The organism is Rhizobium sp. P44RR-XXIV, assembly GCF_001999485.2.
Taxonomy (GTDB): domain Bacteria; phylum Pseudomonadota; class Alphaproteobacteria; order Rhizobiales; family Rhizobiaceae; genus Rhizobium.
The window spans coordinates 838,488-860,575 of sequence record NZ_MPVZ02000028.1; the positions used below are offsets into that span (position 1 = coordinate 838,488).

At 60.1% G+C, this 22,088-nt stretch carries 13 protein-coding genes and 4 pseudogenes; 6 read left to right on the plus strand and 11 right to left on the minus strand.

The genetic code is table 11. The features are described from left to right. Positions 1-174 precede the first annotated feature (174 nt). Positions 175-504 (plus strand): heat shock protein HspQ, encoded by a 330-nt coding sequence (gene hspQ, locus BSK43_RS21200; RefSeq protein WP_068386581.1) that lies wholly within the window; start codon positions 175-177, stop codon positions 502-504. A 144-nt stretch (positions 505-648) separates the two neighbouring features. Here the strand turns inward: hspQ and BSK43_RS21205 are convergent, their stop codons facing one another. Next, positions 649-1,308, minus strand: a complete 660-nt coding sequence (locus tag BSK43_RS21205) for an invasion associated locus B family protein (protein ID WP_068386578.1) — start codon at positions 1,306-1,308, stop codon at positions 649-651. 264 nt (positions 1,309-1,572) lie between these two features. Here BSK43_RS21205 and BSK43_RS21210 point away from each other — a divergent pair. Further along, positions 1,573-3,383 (plus strand): annotated as a pseudogene (locus tag BSK43_RS21210) (extracellular solute-binding protein). Between the two features lie 102 nt (positions 3,384-3,485). Beyond that, positions 3,486-4,157, plus strand: coding sequence for a DsbA family oxidoreductase (locus BSK43_RS21215; protein WP_077471135.1), 672 nt, complete (start codon positions 3,486-3,488; stop codon positions 4,155-4,157). A gap of 66 nt (positions 4,158-4,223) precedes the next feature. Here the strand turns inward: BSK43_RS21215 and BSK43_RS21220 are convergent, their stop codons facing one another. Continuing rightward, positions 4,224-4,667, minus strand: a complete 444-nt coding sequence (locus tag BSK43_RS21220) for an Rrf2 family transcriptional regulator (protein ID WP_077471136.1) — start codon at positions 4,665-4,667, stop codon at positions 4,224-4,226. A gap of 172 nt (positions 4,668-4,839) precedes the next feature. Between BSK43_RS21220 and BSK43_RS21225 the strand changes: the two genes are divergently transcribed. Both BSK43_RS21225 and BSK43_RS21230 read left to right on the plus strand, forming a co-directional pair. Continuing rightward, on the plus strand, positions 4,840-5,820 hold the full coding sequence (locus BSK43_RS21225) for an alpha/beta hydrolase (protein ID WP_136687150.1): 981 nt from the start codon (positions 4,840-4,842) through the stop codon (positions 5,818-5,820). Positions 5,821-5,986: 166 nt separating this feature from the next. Beyond that, positions 5,987-7,570 (plus strand): annotated as a pseudogene (locus tag BSK43_RS21230) (Na+/H+ antiporter). 45 nt (positions 7,571-7,615) lie between these two features. On the opposite strand, the pseudogene mfd reads toward BSK43_RS21230, so the two are convergent. Both mfd and BSK43_RS21240 read right to left on the minus strand, forming a co-directional pair. Continuing rightward, positions 7,616-11,113 (minus strand): annotated as a pseudogene (gene mfd / locus BSK43_RS21235) (transcription-repair coupling factor). Further along, complete coding sequence (locus tag BSK43_RS21240) at positions 11,110-11,424, minus strand: succinate dehydrogenase assembly factor 2 (protein ID WP_068386565.1); 315 nt, start codon at positions 11,422-11,424, stop codon at positions 11,110-11,112. Before BSK43_RS21240 ends, mfd begins: the two are co-directional and overlap by 4 nt. Before the next feature lie 173 nt (positions 11,425-11,597). On the opposite strand from BSK43_RS21240, the gene recG reads away from it, so the two are divergent. Further along, positions 11,598-13,700: an ATP-dependent DNA helicase RecG gene (recG, locus tag BSK43_RS21245; protein ID WP_077471139.1), complete on the plus strand. Its 2,103-nt coding sequence runs from the start codon at positions 11,598-11,600 to the stop codon at positions 13,698-13,700. 42 nt (positions 13,701-13,742) lie between these two features. Here the strand turns inward: recG and BSK43_RS21250 are convergent, their stop codons facing one another. From BSK43_RS21250 to BSK43_RS21280, 7 genes and pseudogenes are all read right to left on the minus strand, one after another. After that, the gene (locus BSK43_RS21250) at positions 13,743-15,239 is read right to left on the minus strand and encodes an esterase-like activity of phytase family protein (RefSeq protein WP_077471140.1); all 1,497 of its coding nucleotides are present in this window, start codon (positions 15,237-15,239) and stop codon (positions 13,743-13,745) included. A gap of 229 nt (positions 15,240-15,468) precedes the next feature. Beyond that, on the minus strand, positions 15,469-16,170 hold the full coding sequence (locus BSK43_RS21255; RefSeq protein WP_068386556.1) for a DUF502 domain-containing protein: 702 nt from the start codon (positions 16,168-16,170) through the stop codon (positions 15,469-15,471). A gap of 178 nt (positions 16,171-16,348) precedes the next feature. Next, positions 16,349-18,175: a glutamine--fructose-6-phosphate transaminase (isomerizing) gene (glmS, locus tag BSK43_RS21260; protein ID WP_077471141.1), complete on the minus strand. Its 1,827-nt coding sequence runs from the start codon at positions 18,173-18,175 to the stop codon at positions 16,349-16,351. Between the two features lie 115 nt (positions 18,176-18,290). Beyond that, a complete protein-coding gene (gene glmU, locus BSK43_RS21265; protein ID WP_077471142.1) occupies positions 18,291-19,652 on the minus strand; it encodes a bifunctional UDP-N-acetylglucosamine diphosphorylase/glucosamine-1-phosphate N-acetyltransferase GlmU in 1,362 nt (453 codons plus the stop codon). Positions 19,653-19,754: 102 nt separating this feature from the next. Continuing rightward, entirely contained in the window at positions 19,755-20,501 is a 747-nt protein-coding gene (locus tag BSK43_RS21270) for a FadR/GntR family transcriptional regulator (RefSeq protein WP_068386544.1), read from the minus strand. A 16-nt stretch (positions 20,502-20,517) separates the two neighbouring features. Then, positions 20,518-20,827: pseudogene (locus BSK43_RS21275) on the minus strand (sugar ABC transporter permease YjfF); the annotation flags it as partial. A 141-nt stretch (positions 20,828-20,968) separates the two neighbouring features. Next, a complete protein-coding gene (locus BSK43_RS21280; protein ID WP_077471143.1) occupies positions 20,969-22,045 on the minus strand; it encodes a BMP family ABC transporter substrate-binding protein in 1,077 nt (358 codons plus the stop codon). Positions 22,046-22,088 lie beyond the last annotated feature (43 nt).

Sequence of the window (22,088 nt, forward strand, 5' to 3'; positions counted from 1 at the left end):
ATGATTGGGAAGCCGGTGGCAGGCGACCCACGGCATCGAATTTTCACATTCGGCTCTTTATTGCGTTCGATCCTGAACCGAGCCCAATGTGTCAGTTCGATGAAGGAATGGGGGCAAAATCCTTGATTTCAGTGGTGAATGTCACCACATGAACATGTGAAAGGAAGTCGTGCCATGAAACAAAGCAACGCAAAATTCAATATTGGCGATGTGGTTCGACACCGGATGTTCCCCTTCCGCGGTGTCATCTTCGATGTCGATCCGGAATTTGCAAATACCGAGGAATGGTGGAATTCCATTCCGGCAGAAGTGCGCCCCAGCAAGGATCAGCCCTTCTATCACCTTCTCGCCGAAAACGACGAGACGGAGTATGTCGCATACGTGTCGGAACAGAATCTGATCAGCGACGAGAGCGGCGTTCCGCTCCGCAATCCGCAGATTGCCCAGATTTTCGACCAGGCGCCGACAGGTCAGCTCAAGCCCAAGATGAGCTTCGCCCACTAAACGCCGAGAAATTCGTTCTCTTTTAAAGGGAAGGCACCCAAGGCCTTCCCTTTTCATTTGTGCGTCACACCGATAACGGCGAACCATAAAGAAAAAGCCCGGATCGCTCCGGGCTTTTCTATAGGATAATGAAATTCCGCAAGCTTACTGCGCTTTGGCAGCCTTCTGGGCATCTTCCAGCTTCTTGCGTGCTTCCTCAGCCTTCTTCTGCATGCTGTCCTGCAGGCTCTTCTGGCTTTCGGCAAGCTTGCTGTCGGAGATCGCCGGGCCGTCAAAGGCAGCGCCGAAGCCGCTCAGCGAAATCTTGATCGGGTTCGGAGCGCGACGGAAGTTGATCGAGGTGAAGGTCACGTCGGTTCCCTTCTTCAGCGAGGCGACCATTGCGTCCGTCACAGGAACTTCAGCCGTGCACTTGTCCGGAAGGCAGACCGCGTAGTCGAGCTTCTGGCCCTTGCCGCCATCAACCTGCATGGTGATGCCGGGCGGGATCAGCCGAGCCGTCGGAACGGAAATCTGCAGGATCTTGCGGTTGACCTTGCCGTCAACGGAGATGAGGCCGACGGCCGTGACCAGCTGGCCGTTATTGGCCATGATCAGGTTCTGCACGATGCAGATATCGGCATCGTCCTGCTTGGCGCAGGTCTTGTACCAGCCCAGACGTGGCTGGTTGGGATCGCTACCACCATCGGCAGGAGCTGCATTCGACGCATCCTGAGCGAAAGCGGCCGCCGGAAGCGCCGCGCCGATCATGAGAGCCAGAGCAGAGAGACCTGCCCGCATTTTGTTGTCAGTCTTGAACATCATAGCGAAACCGCCTCCTGAAATCCGCTGCGGAACGACGCGTGCCGTCCCATGCCATTCGGGTCAAACCGTCGTCCACCTGTCGAATGAATAAGGCAAATGCATGACCCGGGAAACCCGGCACCCCTGTTACATCGCACCGGCGCGGATATCCAGCGTTTCTTTGGTCTTTTCTATCGAGACCCAAGAATTCCATGGTCGCGTGTTGAATTCGGCACGCTCATGATAAGGTTCGGCCGAATCGTACCCCTTACCGGAAAGGATGCCATGCAAGCGCTCCGGATCGCTGTTTTCCTGTTCTTCGCAGCCTTGTGCAACGCCGCAGCGGCGCAACCGCTCCATGGCATCGCCATGCATGGCGAGCCGGCGCTGCCGGCGGACTTCAAGCATTTGCCCTACGTCAATCCGGACGTCAAAAAAGGCGGCCATATCAGCTATGGTGTCGTCGGCACCTTCGACAATCTCAATCCCTTCATTCTGAAGAGCATGCGCACGACCGCGCGCGGCATGTGGGACCCGGAATATGGCAACCTCATCTTCGAATCGCTGATGGTGCGCTCGCGCGACGAACCTTTCACGCTTTACGGGCTGCTGGCGCAGACGGTCGAATGGGACGACAGCCGGAGCTACATCCAGTTCAATCTCAATCCCGATGCAAAATGGTCGGACGGGCAGCCGGTCACCCCCGAGGACGTTCTCTTCACCTTCCAGCTCCTGCGTGACAAGGGGCGTGTCGTCTTCTCCTACCCGCTGGAAACGATCAGCAAGATGGAGAAGGTCGGTGAACATGGCGTGCTCATTCATTTCAACGAGAAGGCGAATCGCGAAACGCCGCTGATCATTGCTTCGTCGCTGCCGATCCTGCCGAAACACGCCACCGATATCGATAATTTTGAACGCACGACGCTGAGCATCCCAATCGGCTCCGGCCCCTATCGCGTGAAGAGCGTCGATCCAGGCCAGCGAATCGTTTTCGAACGCAATCCCGACTACTGGGGCAAGAATATTCCGATAAAGATTGGCGTCGACAACTACGACCAGATCATCGTGAACTACTTCCTGCAGGACACGACAGTGTTCGAGTCCTTCAAGAAGGGGGACATCGATATTTATCCGGATGGCAGCCCGGCGCACTGGCAGCAGGCTTATAATTTCCCGGCGGTAAGCTCTGGCTCGGTCGTCAAGGAAACGTTCACGCCGAAGACGCCGAGCGGCATGCTGGGTTTCGTCTTCAACACACGCCGGCCGATCTTCGCCAACAAGAATGTACGCAAGGGCCTGACGCTTGCCTTCGATTTCGAATGGTTCAACCGCAATCTGGCATCCAGTGCCTATACGCGTACGGAAAGCTATTGGCAGAATTCCGATCTCTCCTCCTTCGGCGTTCCCGCTGATGCCAACGAGCTCGCCATGCTTGGCCCGATCAAGGACCATATCGACGCCGACGTGCTCGATGGCACCTATAAGCTGCCGGTCAGTGACGGTTCCGGACGCGATCGCTCGATCCTGCGCAAGGCCGTCAATTTCCTCAAGCAGGGTGGCTATACGATCAAGGGCGAGCGCATGGTCGACAGCGCCGGGCGCAGCTCAGCTTCGAAATCATGACGCAGAATGCGGATCAGGAGCGAATCGCCATCGCCTATCGCCGCTCGCTGAGCCTGCTCGGCATCGCCGTCACCATCCGCACCGTCGACGATTCTCAGTATCAGCTGCGGACGACCAATTACGATTATGATGTCATAATCAAATCCTACCCGTCATCGCTGTCGCCCGGTATCGAGCAGGTGGGCCGCTGGAGCTCCGTCGCGGCGAAGACCCCGGGTAGCCTGAATTTCGCCGGTGTCGCGGATCCCGATGTCGATACTTTGATCGATCACTTCCTGACGGCGCATTCGGCCGAGGATTTCCGCGACGCCGTGCGCTCCTTCGATCGTATCCTGATATCGGGCTACTACGTCGTGCCGCTCTATCATATCGCGCAGCAATGGGTGGCGCGGCGCAGCCGTATCGCCCATCCCGACATATTGCCGCTCTATGGTTATTACCTGCCCGTCTGGTGGGACGCGACCGCGCAATAGATGTTAGGCGCATTCCGCGTGGTTCCCTTTCGGTAACCGGTTGAAGCCGTCGGCGCAAAGGCCTAGATGGTGGAAACGAGCCAAAACTGAAAGGATAGAGCCATGGAACGCATCACGATCGATATCGTCTCGGACGTCGTTTGTCCGTGGTGCTATCTCGGCAAGGCCCGGCTGGAACTGGCGATCGCCGAGGTGCAGGACACGGTGGGTGTTGACCTCAACTGGCGTCCCTATCGGCTGAATCCGGACTATCCGCCCGAAGGCGTCGATCAGAAGAAGGCGCTTGAGCAGAAGCTTGGCGGCGCCGAACGCGTGGCGCAGGGACACAAGATGCTGACCGATCTCGGCCGCGAAGTAGGCATAGCCTTCGATTTCGAAGCCATCAAGATAGGCCCGAACACGCTCGACGCACACCGCCTCATCCACTGGGCCGTCACCGAAAGCCGCGAGAAGCAGGAAAAAGTCGTCAACGCCCTCTTCAAGGCCAATTTCGAAGAGGGTCGCAATGTCGGCGACCACACGGTTCTGCTCGATATCGCCGAAAAGGCCGGGCTCGACCGCTCCGTCATATCAACCCTCCTCGCCTCCGACGCTGACCGCGACCTCATCATCGCCGAAATCGACGCCGCCCAGAAGATCGGCGTCACCGGCGTGCCCTTCTTCATCTTCGACCAGCAATATGCCGTCAGCGGCGCGCAGACGCCTGACGTGCTGGTTGAGGCGCTGCGCGATATCGCCAAGATGAAGGCCGAGGCGCGGGCTGGGATGAATTGAACTGAGATTACTGTTTCGATCTTGGGCGGCAGTAGCCGCCAGGGGTCAACAGCCGACTTGTCGTCGCTATCGCGAATGACCCGGCGGTCCGTCCCCATCGGCAAGTGCAATTGCCGCTATCTGCGCGAGCGTCGTCGCCGCATACTTTTCCATAAGTTCGCGCTCTGCTGCGGCATGAGCTGCCTCAAGAATTGAATTTGAGGCCCGCTCCACCGGACAGGACGGGTGGTCTCGCGAAATTGGGGCTGCGAGGATCGCCCCCTCGTGCAGCGCACGCTGGACATGCAGCACTGTCACTTCATCGAGTGATTTGATCAGCTTCCAACCTCCGCCACGGCCGCCTTCCGATTCAACGATGCCATGTTCGCGCAGCGCTCCCAGCGTTCGGCGCACGACGACCGGATTGGTATTGAGCATCTGGCCAATCCTTTCCGAGGTTTCCCTACCGCCGAGCAAGCCCATGTGCACCAACACATGCAACATCCTGGCAAGCCTGCCATCGGTCTTCATCGCGCACCTTTCCGCAACAATAATTGTTACACTATCTTGACACTCGCCTTAGCGTAACACATGTTGTTACGCTATAGAAGGAGTACGCATGCGACGCCGACAATTTCTGGCCGCTTCGACAGCCCTGCTCGCTACCTCCTTTCACGCAATGGCAGCTAAGCAAGAGGTTCCGATGAAAGAGAGCACCATTCAGACCCGCACAATCAGCATGAGCGTCCTTGATGAAGGGAAAGGTCCTTTGGTATTGCTTTGCCACGGCTTTCCCGAAACCAAATACGCCTGGGGGCATCAGATTGGGGCTCTCGCGAATGCAGGGTACCGTGCCGTCGCACCGGACATGAGGGGCTACGGCAAGACTGAAGCTCCGAAACGGGTCGATCAATATACCGTCTTCCATGCGGTCGGCGATTTGGTAGCGCTGCTCGACGCCTTGGAAGAAGATCGGGCCGTTATCGTCGGCCATGATTGGGGCGCAACAATCGCTTGGCAGGCCGCGCTCCTGCGCCCGGACAGATTTCGCGCCGTCGTGGCTTTGAGCGTACCAATGATGGGATTGCCACCTGTGCCGCCCTCGAAGATTTTCCCGCATAATGACGAGGCGCTATTCTACACTCTTTATTTCCAAGACCCGGAAGGTGCCGAAGCCGAATTCAGTCAGGACGTCAGCCTGACGCTCCGGAAACTCATCTACGCCGCGAGCGGTGAGGCCGGGCCGCGCAAGGCTGGCGACGCCACGCCCAACCCTTTTGGCATGGTTCAACGCAGCACCGGACTGCTAGCAACCCTGCCCGATCCGATTCAGCCTCCCGATTGGCTTCCGAAGGAAGATTTTGAGCGGCTGGTGACTGCTTTCAAGGCTTCTGGCTTCACTGGTGGTCTCAACTACTATCGCAATCTCGACCGAAATTGGGAGCTACAGCAGGCCAACGCAGGCCAGTTGGTCAATGTCCCCGCGCTGTTCATGACCGGTGAACGCGACACCGGCCTCAGCATCCCCGGTATGGATCAGATAATCGCGAGCATGCCACACTTGGTCCCCCACTTGCGTGGCTCGCATGTTCTGCCAGCGGCCGGCCATTGGCTCCAGCAGGAGCGACCGAGCGAGGTGTCGGAACTGACGATAAATTTCCTGAAGCAGCTTTCTGAAGAATAGAGCTCGTCTCCTTCTGATGGAAAGCGGCCCGATCCGGATATTGCTTGTTGCGGACTGTGTGACGAGAAGCTTCCTCGATTCTGGCCGAGCACCCGCCCGATTGCATTCCCCCGAGACAAACCCTTTAATAGCTTCGATAAAGAGGGACAGCACTCGGGGCGGGCGTATGGAACCAACACATTTATTCGAGTTGGTGATCGCGATGTTTGTAGCGATCATAGCACTTCACTATGCCGCTCATCGGCTCGGAATGCCGCCCTCCGTGGCGCTGCTTACGGGTGGCGGGTTGATTGCCTTTCTGCCGGGATTGCCGACCATACAGATCGATCCGGCTCTGGTGCTGGTCATCTTCCTGCCGCCTCTGCTTCTGGACGGTGCCTGGTCCATCGCTCTGGGGCGCGTTCGCCGCACATGATCGGCATTGCCTCGCTCGCCATCGGTGCGGTTTTCTTCACGTGCGCCGTCGTGGCCGTGGTGACCCATCTGCTGTTTCCCTCGCTCCCCTGGGCGGCTTGCGCCGCCCTCGGAGCCATCGTGTCGCCGCCGGACGCGGTGTCTGCCCGGGCGGTGCTGGAGCGCGTGAAGCTGCCCCGGCGTCTGCAAATCCTGCTGGAGGGCGAAAGCCTGCTGCATGACTGCGAGCGGCCTGGTGCTCTTCCGTTTCGCCATCGCCGCCGGCGTGACCGGCGCCTTCAGCGCTGTAGATGCCGTGGGGAGTTTCTTCGTGCTGGCAATCGGCGGCGCGGTGGTCGGCATCGCCGTCGGCACGACATGGGTTCTCTTCGTGCGCCGGCTGGGCGACGAATATCTGATCATCGCCGCCACTGCGCTCCTGGCATGGATTTCCTACCTGCTCGGCGAGTTGCTGCATGTCTCGAGCGTCATCGCGACGGTGACCACCGGCCTGATCATGAGCTGGCACCAGCACACCGTCCTGTCCGCTTCCACGCGCATGCGCGGCACGTCATTCTGGACCGTCATTGTCTTCCTCATGGAAGCCACGGTTTTCATCCTGATCGGCCTATCCCTGCGTGGCGTCGTCGAACGCGGTGGCGGTTTCGACGTGGTGCTCGCCACGATGGGATTGCCGATACTCGTCATCCTGATCGCGCTCACTCTCGCACGCTTTGCATGGACCTACGGCTCCGATTGGGTCATCAGCCTGTGCAATCTTCTGGGAGTTAAGCGCTATACTCCGCTCGGGTTCCGCGGCGCGACCGTGCTGGGTTGGGCTGGTGTCCGCGGGGTGGTCACGCTTGCCCTCGCACTCAGCGTGCCGGAAAACTTCCCCGGCCGCGACTTTATCCTGGTGACGTCGTTTGCCATCATTCTTGGCACCGTGCTTTTGCAAGGCACCACGCTTGGCTATGTCATCAAGTGGTCGCAGCTGACAGAGCCTGAATCGGCCAAAGCTCGCTTCACCATGAGCCAGGCGGAAGCCGCCATGGCCCAGGCACAGTGGGCGACGATCCAGACATTGGCCTACGACAGCGAAGGCAATCTTATTCACCCGCAGCTGCTCAATCGCTATCAGACCAGAGCGGAAAAGATCGTCGACTATGCCGCGCGCACGGACGAGTACGCCCCCATGCTTCAGGCACATTTCGATGTTGTGCTTGAGGCAGTCGCGACCGGCCGCCGCGAACTCATACGGCTTCACCGCGCCGGAGATATCGACGACGAAACCCTCCACGAACTGGAGCGAGACCTCGATCTGGAAGAACTGAGCGCGATTTCCGCAAAATCCTGATGGCTTTCAGGTGCGGAAAGCCGCGCAGCATCTCACTCAACCTTCCTATTTCGCCAGTTCCGCCAGCTGTGTCATGACAACAGCCGCACCCTGCAGCCGCTTTTCCGGCGTCGGCAGGTCGCGCGTCAGGAAGACGCTGTGGTCGGGGCGGATCTTGGCCATCGTGCCCTGCTTGGCGATATAGCCGACCAGATTGCCGGGGTTCGGGAATTCCTTGTTGCGGAATTGCACGACGACGCCCTTCGGGCCGGCGTCGAGCTTCTCGACATTGGCGATGCGGCAGAGCGACTTGATGTAGACGATCTTTAGCAGGTGCTGCACCTCGATCGGCATCGGCCCGAAACGGTCGATCATTTCGGCACCGAAACCGTCGATCTCCTTGATTTCAGTGATTTCGCCGAGGCGGCGATAGAGCGCCATTCGCAGATGCAGATCCGGCACGTAATTGTCGGGGATCATGACCGGCGTGCCGACTGAGATCTGCGGCGACCAGCCAGTGTCCTGATCTCGTCGACGCCCTGACCTCGGCGACAGCCTCCTCGAGCATCTGCTGGTAAAGCTCGAAGCCGACTTCCTTGATATGGCCGGACTGTTCCTCGCCAAGCAGATTGCCGGCGCCGCGGATATCGAGATCGTGGCTGGCGAGCTGGAAACCGGCGCCGAGCGTGTCCAGCGATTGCAGCACCTTGAGGCGGCGCTCCGCCGTTGCCGTCAGCACCTTGTTGACCGGCAGGGTGAAGAGCGCAAAGGCGCGCACCTTGGAGCGGCCGACGCGGCCGCGCAGCTGATAGAGCTGCGCAAGGCCGAACATATCGGCGCGATGGACGATCAGCGTGTTGGCTGTCGGCACATCAAGGCCGGATTCGACGATGGTCGTCGACAGCAGCACGTCATAGCGGCCTTCGTAGAAGGCGTTCATGATGTCTTCGAGTTCACCGGCCGGCATCTGGCCATGGGCGACCGCCACCTTCAGCTCCGGCACATCCGATTGCAGGAAGGCGTGGATATCAGCGAGATCGGCGAGGCGCGGACAGACATAGAAGCTCTGGCCGCCGCGATAATGCTCGCGCATCAGCGTTTCGCGGATGACGAGCGAATCGAAAGGCGAGATGAAGGTGCGCACTGCCATGCGGTCGACCGGCGGCGTGGTGATAAGCGACAGTTCGCGCACGCCCGTCATGGCAAGCTGCAGTGTGCGCGGGATCGGCGTTGCCGACAGCGTCAGCACATGCACGTCGCTCTTCAGCTCCTTCAGGCGCTCCTTGTGCTTGACGCCGAAATGCTGCTCCTCGTCGATGACGAGCAGGCCGAGATTGGCGAACTGGATGCCAGCGCCGAGCAGCGCATGCGTGCCGACGACAATATCCGTCTTGCCTTCGGACACTTCCTTCTTTGTCAACGCCAGATCCTTGGCGCCAACGAGACGCGATGCCTGCTGAATGCGGATCGGCAAGCCACGAAAGCGCTCTGAAAACGTCTTGAAATGCTGGCGAGCGAGCAGCGTCGTCGGCACCACGACGGCAACCTGGGCGCCGTTCATGGCCGCAACGAAGGCCGCGCGCAGGGCCACTTCCGTTTTGCCGAAGCCGACATCGCCGCAGACGAGGCGATCCATTGGCCGGCCGGCGCCGAGATCGTCACGCTCCGCCTCGATCGCGTTCATCTGGTCTTCGGTTTCGTCATAAGGGAAGCGGGCGGCAAACTCGTCATAGAGGCCGTCCGGGGTGCTGAGCACCGGCGCATGCCGGGTCAGGCGCTCGGCCGCGATGCGGATCAAAGCGCCGGCCATATCGAGCAGGCGCTTCTTGAGCTTGGCCTTGCGCATCTGCCATGCGCGGCCGCCGAGCTTGTCGAGCTGCGCCTCGGTGCCCTCGCCGCCATAGCGCGACAGCAGATCGATGTTTTCGACCGGCAGGAACAGCTTGGCGTCGTCGGCATATTGCAGTTCAAGACAGGCATGCGGAGCGCCCGCCGCCTCGATGGTCCTGAGGCCGACGAAACGGCCGATGCCGTGTTCGGCATGAACGACGATCGAGCCTTCGTCCAGGCCCGCCACTTCCGAGATGAAATCGGCGGCACGCTTGCGGCGCTTGGAGCGGCGCACCATACGGTCGCCGAGAATGTCCTGCTCGCCGATAATGACGAGATCGCCGGCCTCGAAGCCCGCTTCGAGGCTGAGCACGGCCGCTGCCGCCTCGCCTTTCGCCAAGCCGCCAAGATCCTTGAAAGCCTCGATCGTCTTGACGCGCGCCAGCCCATGCTCGGCAAGCACCTGCAGGAGGCGGTCGAGCGAGCCCTCCGTCCAGGCTGAAATCAGCACCTTGGCGCCGGAGGCCCGCTTGTCGGCGATGTGCTTGACAACGGCGTCGAAGACGTTGACGCGTTCGCTGTCGGCACTTTCCGTCGCCGAGCGCGCCCAGCGTGGTCCCTGACGGGCGTCGATGCTGAGGACGCGGCGCGCCTCGCCCTCATGCTCGTTAAAGGGCGATATGCGGATGGCGTCGAAAGCATCGAGCGCCTTGCCGAAGGTGCCGCCATCGAGATAGAGTTGGCCCGGCGTGACGGGCTTGTAGGGCGTGCCCTGCCCCATCTGGCTCTTGCTTTGCTGGCCGGAGTTCAGGCGAGCGTCGTAATAATCGAAAACGAGCTTTGAGCGCTCCTCGGCGGCTTCGCGCACCGTATGGTCGGTGACCAGACGGAAGCCCTTGAGATAGTCGAAGACCGTCTCAAGCTTCTCGTAGAACAGCGGCAGCCAGTGCTCCATGCCCGCGTAGCGGCGGCCTTCGGACACTGCGAGATAGAGCGCATCGTCGCGAGTAGCGGCGCCAAAGGCGGAAAGATAATTCTTGCGGAAACGGCTGATCGTATCCGGCGTCAGCGTCACTTCGCTCATCGGATTAAGATCGAGCGAGCGGACCTGCCCGATCGTGCGCTGGCTGGCGGGATCGAAGCTGCGGATGCTTTCCAGCGTGTCGCCGAAGAAATCCAGACGCACCGGTTCTTCCGTACCGGGAACGAAGACATCGAGAATACCGCCGCGCACGGCAAATTCGCCGACTTCGCGCACGGTGGCGACGCGATCAAAGCCGTTGCGCTCCAGGCGGCTGGCGATGTCGTCCATGCGCACCTGGTTGCCCGGTCTTGCCGAAAACGCCAGGCTCTCGATGATATCCTGCGGCGCTACCTTCTGCAGCATGGCATTGACCGTCACCAGTACGATCGCGGCATGCGGCTTGCGGTGATATGCGATCAGCCCGGAAAAGGCGGCCAGACGGCGAGCCGAAGTATCAGAGCTCGGGGAAACGCGGTCATAGGGAAGGCAGTCCCAGGCGGGCAAACTCAACACCGGTATTTCGGGCGCGATGAAGCCGAGCATCTGCTCGACATCGGCCATATGCTGTCCATCGGACATGACATAGGCGACCGGCTGACCGGCCCTTGCCAGTTCGGCAAGCAGGAACGGCTCCATGCCGGCCGGAACATGACCGACCGTCAGCGCTCGCTTGCGGCGAGCACCTTCTTCGCGTCGAAACCGGGGATCATTTCGTTAAACCAAACCTTTCGGCAATCTCTTCGAAATCGGGCTTGTAGGATCCGATACGCTCGAACAGCGGCGTCTGGAGATGCTGCGGTATCGGCTCGGTGCCGAGGATCCACTTGACGAGATCGTTGTCCTCTTCATCCATGATCCGCTCGAGCTCGTCGAGATCGGCTTCCGCCAGCCCCGGCAGCTCGTTATCGGCGAACTGCCCGAAGACCAGATCCATCTCGCGGATGCCGCGATGCCAGCAGCGAAAAAGGATGCGCCGACGGCGGGGATCGAGATCGGCACTGCTGAGGGTGAGCCCAGTCATCAAAAACACCTTTATGTTGATGCGTCTCTATAAAACCAGCAGGGAAAGGTGGGAACCGATTTTTCAGAAAAAAGCGTCCCAGACGCAATTTTCCGGGGAGTGTTGGCCTCAATGGAGAGGAGTTTCCGGCCGCCCCTTGCCAAATCCACCCTGCCCGTCGCATTTTGCCCGCCATGCGTCCCGCCATCCTCGACCCTTTGTTTGCCTCCATCTCTTCGCTGCCCGGCGTCGGGCCGAAGGTATCCGAACTGCTGGTGAAGCTGCTCGACCGCGAGACGATCGACGATTGCCGGGTCATCGACCTCTTGTTTCACGCACCACACTCCATCATCGATCGGCGCGAGCAGCCGGGTATCGCCAGGGCGCCACAGGGCACAATCGTCACCATTACCGGCCGCGTCGACCGCCACCAGGCGCCGCCGGCGCGCAGCAACGTGCCCTATCGCGTATACCTACACGACGAGACGGGAGAACTGGCGCTGGTCTTCTTCCGCGGCAAGGCGCAATGGCTGGAAAAGCAGCTGCCACTCGATGAAACGGTAACTGTCAGCGGCAAGGTCGACTGGTTCAATGGCCGTCCGTCGATGGTGCATCCGGATTACATTATGCGCGAGAGCGAGGCGGAAAACCTGCCGCTGGTCGAGCCGGTCTATCCGCTGACGGCCGGCCTCTCGCCGAAATTCCTGCGCAAGACCATCGAGGCGGCTCTGCCGCGCATGCCTGAATTGCCGGAGTGGGACGATCTGGCTCTGGCACAGAAGCAGGGCTTTCCCTCGATATCGGACAGTTTCCACATGCTGCACGCGCCACGCGACGCGGCCGATATCGATCCGCAGACGCCGGCGCGCCGCCGGCTTGCTTACGACGAATTCCTGGCCGGGCAGCTCTCGCTGTCTCTCGTGCGCCAGCGGCTGCGCAAGGTCGCCGGCAAGCCTGTGCATGCCACCGGAGAAATCAGCAGCAAGATATTGGAATCCCTGCCCTTCTCGATGACCAACAGCCAGCGTGAAGCGGTGGCGGATATTCTCAAGGATATGGCCGGCACGGAGCGTATGCTGCGGCTGCTGCAGGGCGATGTCGGGGCCGGCAAGACGCTGGTGGCCCTGATGGCGATTGCCGCTGCGATCGAAAGCGGCGGTCAGGCGGTGTTGATGGCGCCGACCGAAATCCTTGCACGGCAGCATCATGCGACGATCTCAAAATTCGCAGCAAATGCAAATCTTTCGGTGGAAGTTCTCACAGGTAGGACGAAGGGTCGTGAGCGAGACGTCATTCTCGAGCGCATCGCCTCTGGCGAAGCGCAGATCATCATCGGCACGCATGCGCTGTTCCAGGACAGTGTCGGCTATGCCAACCTCGTGCTGGCCGTGGTCGACGAACAGCATCGCTTCGGCGTCCACCAGCGCCTGCGCCTGACTGCGAAAGGCATCTCGCCGCATATGCTCGTCATGACCGCGACGCCCATTCCGCGAACCCTCGTGCTGGCCGCCTTCGGCGATATGGACGTTTCCAAGCTCACCGAGAAGCCGGCCGGGCGCAAGCCGATCCAGACGATCACCATCCCGAATGAGCGAACCGGCGAGATCGTCGCGAGACTCAAAAGCGCGCTATCGGAAGGCAAGAAAGCCTATTGGATATGCCCACTTGTGGAAGAGTCCGAAGAATCGGATTTAATGTCCGTCGAGGAGCGTCACGCGACATTGACGAGCGCGCTGGGGGCCGGCATCGGTCTCATCCACGGCCGGATGAGCGGTCCTGAAAAAGACGCCGTCATGATGGCCTTCAAGAATGGTGAGATACGGCTGCTCGTGGCAACAACCGTCGTCGAAGTCGGCGTCGACGTTCCCGATGCCACGATCATGGTCATCGAACATGCGGAGCGTTTCGGTCTGGCGCAGCTCCATCAGCTGCGCGGTCGCGTCGGACGCGGAGACGAGGCCTCCACCTGCATCCTGCTCTACAAGGGGCCGCTTGGTGAAACCGGACATGCCCGGCTCTCGATCATGCGCGACACCGAGGATGGCTTCCGTATCGCCGAGGAGGATCTGAAGCTGCGCGGTGAAGGCGAGCTTCTGGGCACGCGCCAGTCCGGCACGCCGGGCTTTCGCATCGCCAGCCTGGAAGCTCATGCCGATCTTCTGGAAATCGCCCGCAAGGATGCCGCCTATATCATCGAGCGCGATCCGGAACTGACCGGAGAGCGCGGCATGGCGATACGCACCTTGCTCTATCTTTTCCGCCGAGATGAGGCGATCCGTTTCCTGCGAGCCGGATGACTGGATGGACGCGGTCAGCGCGCCCATCCTCCTTCAAAAGGCTTACTTGCCAGCACGACCGGGAATGGTCACCTGGAACACCTGGAACATGGTGTCGACATCGGCGCCGCTATCATCCTTGTAGGCGGCTCCAACCTGGAAACCATCCTGGGTGATGAAGTCGTTGTCGTTGGCGACGAACAGGAAGTAATCGTCCGGCAGCTTCGGGTCCTGAACGCTGGCAAGCGACATCGCTTCCCACTTCTCCGAAAGATTGCTGCGATCGTTCGGAGCACCGTTGTGCAGGCCGAAACGTGCGAGATCGGCGCTATCGTTGATGTCAATGAACTGGTTGACGGCCGCCGGCTTTACCGTGGGGTCGAGAACGCCCTTGGGCGCGACCGATGTGCCGGTATCGAACTTGCTGCCGGCAATGTCAGTGGCGGCGGAGACGTCGACAATGTCGATGCTGCGGTAGAGGGACTTGTCGCCCTTCTGGCCATAACCATTGCCGCTGTCACGCGCCAGCATCAGGAAGCTCGTCGACGAAAGCGCCACGATCTCGCTCTGGGCCGCAACGACCGTCTTGCCCTTCTCATTGGTGAAAACCGGCAATGGTACGACATATTCATGCACCAGTTTCAGATGAGCGACATCGGAAGCGTCATAGACAAGCGCGCGCGTGTTCTGCCGCGTCGAGCTGGAATCGCCGCCATCCTGGCGGGTCGCCGACTGCAGTACGGCGATCAGGAACTTGCCGTCAGGGGTGAGAGACATGCCCTCGAAGCCCTGGTTGTTCTGACGTCCGCTGGTCGGATCCTTGGGATCGGGCGCAGCTTCGCCGGGGCCTGGATTGTTCGATGAGAAATTCACGGCGCCATTGCGCATCGGCAGGAATGCATCCGGCGGTGTCGTGGCCGACAGCATCCGGCCATCCGCCGAGAAGCGATAGATATAGGGGCCGTATTCATCGCTGATAAACATCGTGCCATCGGGCAGACGGGCAATCGCTTCATTGTCCAGCGAGATCTTGCCGTTCGGCGCTTCGGGCAGCAACGGCATACCGCCTTCAGGATGGCGGGTGCCATTGGCCGGATCGAAACCGGTCGCCTCGACGCCCTTGTCGTCCTTCAGAAGTAATGTGTCAGCAAGCTTGGCGTCGACACCCGATTGCTCCTTGCCGGCCGGCGGCGTTGCACCGGGAGCGACCGGCGTCAGCAGGATATCGATCGTGTTGAGGCGTGCGCGATAATCGGTGGTGCCTGCAACATTGTAGCCGCGATCCGGCAGCAGCCACAGCGAGCCCTTGTAGGTGCCGTCGGCATTGCGGACCCAGTTCTTGGTGTCGATCGACATGCCCGAGCCCGAGCCGAAGGTCTCGCCGAACTTGTCGCGCTGGCTGGCCGGAATGCGGCCGATGGCGACCCGGCCCTTGTTGACGAGCGTTACGCCCTGAACGGCTACCGAAGTATCGGCAAGTGCTGCGACCGGCGCAGCGAAAACAAATGTGGCAAGTGCTGCCGACAGCAGCGGCAGGCTCTTCGAACGCATATATTTCAAGGCAATATCCTCCTGATGAAAACCCTTGTGGAGACAGCGGCATCATCCTCGGCTTGGTCCATAGCCTTGCGTCGAACAGCAATCGCCCGGCGCCCAAGCACCGAGCATTCAATGATGAGATACATCCGATTGCCTGTCCCCATCGACGATCTAAGGTGTCAACATGATAGGCGCATGACAATTCGCGCTGCGCGCGAAGATCGTCAACGAGCTGCGGGAATGGCCGTTTCTAGGTCAGAGACTTCATCGGAACCGGCGCGCGCAAGCCCTTCGCGGCAACAAGCTCCTCCTTGTATTCCGGCGAGACCAGGCCGCCGGAAATCAAAAGTTTCGCGCCGTCCTCAGGCCCCATGTCGAGCACCGTAATCTTTTCGCGCGGAACGAAAACCAGGAAGCCTGCTGTCGGCACCGGTGTCGGCGGCAGGAACACTGCGACCATATCGTGACCCATGGCATTAAATTTCGAGGCAATCTCGCCCTTGGCATCCGTCGAAATGAACACCATGGACCAGAGGCCAGGGCTTGGATATTCGATCAAACCGACCTTTTTGAAAGAAGTGCCCTGCTCCTTCAACACCGTCTCGAAGATCTGCTTGACGCTCTTGTAGATGCTTCGCACGAGCGGCACGCGATTGACGATCGACTCGCCAAAACGAACGATGCTTTGCCCGATCAGGTTCTTGGCCAGGAAACCGACGATGGTGATGAAGATCATCGCGATCACCAGGCCGGTGCCTGGGACAGCGAAGTTCAGATAGCTCTCAGGATCGTACCGCGCGGGAATATAGGGGCGGACCCAGCTGTCTGCCCAATGGACGACGGACCAGGTAAGCCAGATCGTAATGGCGATCGGAGCGCAGATGATGAGGCCGGCCAGGAAATTGTTTCTGATCCGCGTCGTCACGGACATCTTGATGAGTTTCTCAGTCATGTGCCGTTCGAAAACTCCATTCCGCCGCCTACCGCTATCAGGCAAATCCTCCCCCAACCTCTCCTTAAGGAAAAGTGCCAGAAATCGATGTGGCATACAACCCGGCAGTCATCCCGCCGCGCCGAACGGAGCTTCCTCTCACGACGACGTGACCACCGGGCGCAAATGGAGCGAGGCCCTACTCCACCGTCACCGATTTGGCGAGGTTGCGCGGCTGATCCACATCCGTGCCCATGAAGACGGCGGTATGATAGGCAAGCAACTGAATCGGCAGCGAGAAGATGATCGGCGCGATGATCTCGTCAACGACAGGCAGAGTAATCGTCGCCATCGTCGGCAGTGTCGATGCAGCGGCACCTGTTTCATCGGTGATGAAGATGATTCGTCCGCCGCGTGCCGCCACTTCCTGCATGTTGGAAACCGTCTTATCGAAGAAGCGGTCGTGCGGAGCGATGACAATGACGGGCATATTCTCGTCGATTAGCGCAATCGGCCCATGCTTGAGCTCGCCGGCGGCATAGCCTTCGGCATGAATATACGAGATTTCCTTCAGCTTCAGCGCCCCCTCCATGGCAAGCGGGAAGCTGGTGCCACGGCCGAGATAGAGCACATCCTTGTATTTCGAAATGTCGCGCGAGAGGCTTTCCATCTGTGGCTGGATGATATTGAGCACCTGCGCCATGATGCGCGGCATCTCGACAAGGTGACGCACCATTTCCTTTTCGTCCGCAGCACTGATGGTGCCGCGGGCGACCCCCGCCCCAATCGCCAGGGAGGCTAGAACGGCAAGCTGGCAGGTGAAGGCCTTGGTCGAGGCAACGCCGATCTCGGGGCCGGCCATAATCGGGAACACGGCATCGGATTCGCGAGCGATCGTCGATTCCTTGACATTGACGACCGCACCGATCTTCAAGCCATTGTCCCTGCAATAGCGCAGAGAAGCCAACGTGTCGGCCGTCTCGCCGGATTGCGAGATGAAGAGCGCCGCCTGCGAGGAAGACAAGGGCATTTCGCGATAGCGGAACTCAGAGGCAACATCGATTTCGACTGGAAGCCGGGCATAACGCTCGAACCAGTATTTGCCGATCAGACCGGCGAGATAGGCCGTGCCGCAAGCGGAGATCGCCAGGCCGGAAACCTTGCCGAAGTCGATTGCCGATACGCTCGGGCGCACCTGATGGCTGGCGAAATCGACATAATGGCTGAGCGCGTGCGAAATGACCTCCGGCTGCTCATAGATTTCCTTTTCCATGAAGTGACGATGGTTGCCCTTGTCGACCACATAGGCGGTCGCCTGCGAGATCTGGCGGGGCCTGCTGACTTCCTTGCCATTGAAATCGATAATGATCGCACCCCTATGGGTGACGATCGCGCAGTCGCCATCGACGAGGTAGGTGATCTCATTCGTGAAGGGAGCGAGCGCAATCGCATCCGAGCCAAGGAACATCTCATCCTTGCCGTATCCGACTGCAAGCGGCGGCCCGGAACGAGCGGCCATTAGCGTGCCGGGATCGTTTTCAAACATCACGGCCAACGCATAAGCGCCGGTGACGCGGTTCAGCATCTTCAGCATGGCAGCGCGGGGCTCCAGGCCATCGCGGATGTAGTTCGCCAACAGATGCGCCACCACTTCGGTATCTGTCTGCGAGGCGAATACCCTACCCTCTGCCTTCAACTCCTCGCGCAACTCAGAGAAGTTTTCGATGATGCCATTGTGCACGACGGCGACGCCGTCGACAAAATGCGGATGGGCGTTGGTTTCATTGGGAACGCCGTGGGTCGCCCAGCGCGTATGAGCGATGCCAGTCGTACCGGGTAGCGGGTTTGCCTCCAGGTGCTTTTCCAGATTGAAAAGCTTCCCTTCCGCGCGGCGGCGATCCATCACGCCTTCATGGATCGTGGCTACACCAGCCGAATCATAACCGCGGTATTCGAGGCGCCTAAGCGCATCCACCAGGCGATCCGCCACCGGCTTCGTTCCGACGATTCCAACAATACCGCACATACAATTCTCCGTCTGACCTCAGATATGGAGGCAAGTCCTAATCATTCCTGTAGTTTTCTCAATCGCTATAACGGTCACTTTCGATTTCGGACCGTTACGCGTGACGCCCAAGGGTTTAGTGGCCACCCTTCTTCTCTGCCTTGATGGCAAGGGCTCGCTCGCGCAGAGCCTTGGCGCGTTCCGGCTTGATCTCCTGACGCGCACGCCCGAAGGCCAGTGCATTGTCCGGGACGTCCTCGGTGATGACACTGCCGGAAGCGACATAGGCGCCATCGCCGATATGCAGGGGCGCCACGAGCGAGGAGTTGGAGCCGATGAAGGCGTTCGCGCCGATATGGGTCTGGTACTTGTTGACCCCATCATAGTTGCAGGTGATCGTACCAGCGCCGACATTGCTGCCAGCGCCGATGGTCGCATCGCCGATATAGGTCAGGTGATTGACCTTGGCGCCCTCGCCGATCTTGCCGTTCTTCACCTCGCAGAAGTTGCCGACCTTTGAACCACTGGCGAGATCGGCGCCGGGACGCAACCGCGCGAACGGCCCAACCGTCGCGCCGGCGCTGACATGGGCACCCTCGACATGCGAGAACGAGTGAACGATCGCGCCGCCTTCGATGACGGCGCCGGGGCCGAAGACCACGTTCGGCTCGATCAGCGCGTCCTGACCGATGACGGTGTCATAGGAGAGAAACACCGTCTCGGGCGCGATCATGGTGACACCCGACAGCATTAGCTCGTGGCGCCGCCGCTCCTGCCAAAGGCGCTCGATGAAGGCGAGTTCGGCGCGATTGTTGCACCCGGTCATCTCAACCTCCGGCGCATCGACGGCCACGGCTCGGCCGCCGAGCGACCGGGCGATCTCGACCAGGTCCGTGAGGTAATATTCGCCCTTGGCATTGCTGTTGCCGATGCGATCGAGCAGATCCAGCGCCTTGCGGCCGTTGATCGCCATCAGGCCGCTGTTGCACCAGGTAACCGCCAGCTCGGCATCCGTCGCATCCTTGGCTTCGCGGATCGCGATGAGTTCACCGTCCTTGACCAGCAGCCGGCCGTAGGCATTCGGGCTGTCGGTGTGAAAACCGATGACGACGATGTCATTGCCCTCAGCGAGGCCCTGACGCGCAGCACGCAGCGGGACATCGGTCAGCAACGGCACGTCTCCGTAGGCAACGATGATGTCGTCATAGCCTCGTGCAATCGCCTCGCGCGCTGCGAGCACGGCATGGCCGGTGCCGAGGCGCTCTTTCTGCAGATAGGATTCAACCGTAATTCCGCCGATCGATGCAGCCGCGCTGACTTCATCGGCATTGCGCCCGACGACGAGCGCTGCCGCCGAAATATCGGTCCTGGTGATTGCCTCCATTACGTGGGCGATCATGGGCCGCCCAGCGATCGGGTGCAGCACCTTCGAGATCGATGATTTCATGCGGGTGCTGTCGCCGGCGGCGAGGATGATGGCGAGGCAGGTGCGTTCCATTGCAGGCTCCGAGGTGTACGATCAGGCAGTGCCCGTTGTCGGGCACAGTTCCCTCATAGCAACTAGTCGAGTGGCGAACTACGGCGAAATTAGCGGCGGCCCTCAAGCCTCGGCAAGAGCCGCAAAAGCTTCAAGGACATGTTGACGTCCGTCGACGATGACGAACTCCATAGCCTTGTGAGCGGCAACAGTATCCCGCGCCGCAATGGCCTCGACGATTGCCATGTGCGTGTCGGCTATATTGCCGAAGCCCGTGGTGGAACTCGGCGCGCTCATGCGGAACATGCCGACCAGCGCGGCCTCGATCAGGCCGCCAAGCGAGCGCATGAAAGGGTTTTGCGATGCCTCGGTGATGGCCAGATGGAAATGCAGATCGGCAACGGCCAGGCTGTCCGATGTGTGATGAGGTGCGGCCATGGAAGCCGCGAGGCGCCGCAACAGATCGATGTCTTCGCGGCTGGCGCGCTCCGCCACGAGACTGGCGGCGAACGGCTCGAAGGCCATGCGTATGTCGTAGAGATGCAGAAGGAATTCCTTGTCGATCCCGCTTTCGAAATGCCAGTTGAGCACATCGTTGTCGAACATGTTCCAGTAGATCTTCTCGGTGACGCGCGTGCCGACGCGGGCGCGCGGCACGACCAGCCCCTTTGCCGCCAGGGTCTTCATACTCTCCCGCAGAACGGTGCGGGATACTTTGAACCGCAAGAGAAGGTCGCTGTCGCCGGGGAGAATGCTGCCGATCGGAAAATCACCCGATACGATTGCCTTGCCGAGGTCGTCGACCACCTGCGCATGGCTCGTGCGCGACTTCCCCTCGGTTTTTCTCGTATCAAGCAGTCTGCTACGCAAAGCACCCGTCCTTCCCTTAGACGTCACGTCGATTTAAACGGGAAAGCAGCAGAAGATCCTTCTGCATCAGAATAAGGGCAACAGCAGCAAGCCGATCAAGCCTTTGTCCATCCACTGGAAAACATTCCATCAAAGGTGGCGCAGGTCTGTATCAAGCCCTGTATGAGAATTCCGATGAGTGTTCCTCCGCCGAACTCCGCTCCTCCCGTTAGCAGTGTTCCGCCCGTGACCACGACCGCAATTGCGCCAGGCTCGGCGCCAACCGTGGCAAGCGAATATCCCGCTGATGTATAAATGGAAAAAACGATTCCGGATAGATCAGCGACGTCTCTCCCGAGGGCCGTCTCCTCGGCCCGAGATCAGAAACATCATACAGTAATACTTTTGTAAATCGGCATTCGATGGTGCGGCGCAGCAAAAAGGGGCACCGTGGGCGCCCCTTTTCAACTCACTTTATCTTTCGGCGATTACTTCGAAGCCGGCAGCTTGTCGTCGACGCCTTCGATGTAGAAGTTCATGCCGAGCAGCGTGCCGTCATCGGCCTTCTCGCCAGCCTTCAGCCAGGGCGTGCCGTCCTGCTTGTTGATCGGGCCCGTAAAGGGCGCCAGCTCGCCGGACTTGATCTTGGCTTCGGTTTCCTGAGCCATCTTCTTCACGTCGTCAGGCATGTTGGTATAGTCGGCCATCTTCAGGATGCCGTCCTTCAGACCATCCCAGCTCTGCTCGGACTTCCAGGTGCCGTCGAGCAGCGCATGAACGCGCTTGGAGTAGTAGTTGCCCCAGGTATCGACGATAGCCGTCAGCTGCGCCTTCGGGCCGGCGGCGATCATGTCGGAGGCCTGGCCGAATGCGTGGATGCCACGCTCCTGAGCCACCTGCATCGGTGCCGTGGTGTCGGTGTGCTGGGTCAGGACATCAACGCCCTGGTCAACCATGGCCTTGGCAGCGTCGGCTTCCTTGCCCGGGTCGAACCAGGTGTTGACCCAGATGACCTTGAGCTTGAAGCTCGGATCGATCGAACGGGCGCCCTGCTCGAAGGAATTGATGCCCATGACGACTTCCGGGATCGGGAAGGAAGCAATGTAGGCGGCACCGTGGTTCTTCGATGTCTTCGCCGCAATCTGGCCGAGGATGTAACGGCCTTCATAGAAGCGCGAATTGTAGGTGGCGAGGTTCGGGCCGCTCTTGAATCCGGTGGCGTGTTCGAACTTCACCTTCGGGAATTTCGCGGCAACCTTGACGGTCGCGTCCATGAAGCCGAACGAGGTCGAGAAGATCAGCGAGCAGCCGGAACGGGCGAGGCGCTCGATGGCGCGCTCGGCATCCGGGCCTTCCGGCACGTTTTCGAGATAAGGCGTCTCGATCTTGTTGCCGAATTCCTTCTGGATCTGCTGGCGTCCGAGGTCATGCGCCTGCGAATAACCGCCATCCGTATGCGAACCGACGTAGACAAAGCAGACCTTGGTCGGGGCCGCTTCGGCGGCAGCAGCGAAACCAACGATGGCAGCGGCTGTCGTTGAGAGGGCGAGTGCTAGTTTTTTCATGATTACCCCTGTTGGTTTGACATGTTTTGCAAAAATCCGTCCG

Excerpts from the sequence above, each read along its gene's own strand:
- hspQ (WP_068386581.1), top strand. The coding sequence starts at position 175 with ATGAAACAAAGCAACGCAAAATTCAATATTGGCGATGTGGTTCGACAC.
- BSK43_RS21205 (WP_068386578.1), bottom strand. The coding sequence starts at position 1,308 with ATGATGTTCAAGACTGACAACAAAATGCGGGCAGGTCTCTCTGCTCTG.
- BSK43_RS21215 (WP_077471135.1), top strand. The coding sequence starts at position 3,486 with ATGGAACGCATCACGATCGATATCGTCTCGGACGTCGTTTGTCCGTGG.
- BSK43_RS21220 (WP_077471136.1), bottom strand. The coding sequence starts at position 4,667 with ATGAAGACCGATGGCAGGCTTGCCAGGATGTTGCATGTGTTGGTGCAC.
- BSK43_RS21225 (WP_136687150.1), top strand. The coding sequence starts at position 4,840 with ATGAAAGAGAGCACCATTCAGACCCGCACAATCAGCATGAGCGTCCTT.
- BSK43_RS21240 (WP_068386565.1), bottom strand. The coding sequence starts at position 11,424 with ATGACTGGGCTCACCCTCAGCAGTGCCGATCTCGATCCCCGCCGTCGG.
- recG (WP_077471139.1), top strand. The coding sequence starts at position 11,598 with ATGCGTCCCGCCATCCTCGACCCTTTGTTTGCCTCCATCTCTTCGCTG.
- BSK43_RS21255 (WP_068386556.1), bottom strand. The coding sequence starts at position 16,170 with ATGACTGAGAAACTCATCAAGATGTCCGTGACGACGCGGATCAGAAAC.
- glmS (WP_077471141.1), bottom strand. The coding sequence starts at position 18,175 with ATGTGCGGTATTGTTGGAATCGTCGGAACGAAGCCGGTGGCGGATCGC.
- glmU (WP_077471142.1), bottom strand. The coding sequence starts at position 19,652 with ATGGAACGCACCTGCCTCGCCATCATCCTCGCCGCCGGCGACAGCACC.
- BSK43_RS21280 (WP_077471143.1), bottom strand. The coding sequence starts at position 22,045 with ATGAAAAAACTAGCACTCGCCCTCTCAACGACAGCCGCTGCCATCGTT.